1 pseudogene is annotated in these 789 nt (G+C 61.0%); it reads left to right on the forward strand.

The features are described from left to right. Positions 1-44: 44 nt before the first annotated feature. Positions 45-789: pseudogene (locus tag IM784_RS16910) on the forward strand (IS5 family transposase); the annotation flags it as partial.

Consider the following 789-nt stretch of genomic DNA (forward strand, 5'->3'; position numbering starts at 1 on the left):
TGATCGCTGATTCATAGGGCTCCGTGTTGAACGCGGAGCGGACGATGGGGATCAAGCGGTACGAGTTGAACGATGCGCAGTGGGCGAGGATCGCGCTGCTGCTGCCGGGCAAGGCGGGGGATCCTGGACGGACGGGGTCGGATAACCGATTGTTTGTGAACGGATGTTTGTGGGTTCTGAGATCTGGAGCGCATTGGTGCGACCTGCCTGAGCGCTATGGTCGATGGAAGACGGTGCACCGGCGCTTCAGTCGCTGGTGTGGCACTGGCGTATGGGAGCGGGTGTTTGATGCGCTCACCACGGATCGCGACAATCAGTATCTGATGATCGACAGCACCATCGTTCGCGCCCACCAGCAGGCAGCGACCGGAAAAGGGGGGCGCAAGACCAGGCGCTGGGGCGTTCCCGAGGAGGACTGACGACCAAGATCCACATGCTCGCCGACGCGCTGGGGCGGCCATTACGCTTCTCCATCACGGCAGGGCAGACCCATGACATCACCGCCGCTCCAGCTCTTCTGGAGGGCCAGCAAGCGGATGCCATCCTCGCCGATAAAGCCTATGACAGTAATGGCTTACGCGAGACGATCGCTCAGATGGAGGCGCAGGCGGTGATACCGTCCAAGCGCAATCGCAAAGTCTTCATCCCCCACGACACCGAACTCTACAAGCAGCGCAACCGGATCGAGCGATGCTTCGGCCGCCTCAAGCATTTCCGCCGTTTCGCTACCCGCTACGATCGACGAACCATCCACTTCACCGGCTTCATTCACCTCGCCGCAGCAATGAT

Source organism: Sandaracinobacteroides hominis, from assembly GCF_016464365.1.
GTDB lineage: Bacteria > Pseudomonadota > Alphaproteobacteria > Sphingomonadales > Sphingomonadaceae > Sandaracinobacteroides > Sandaracinobacteroides hominis.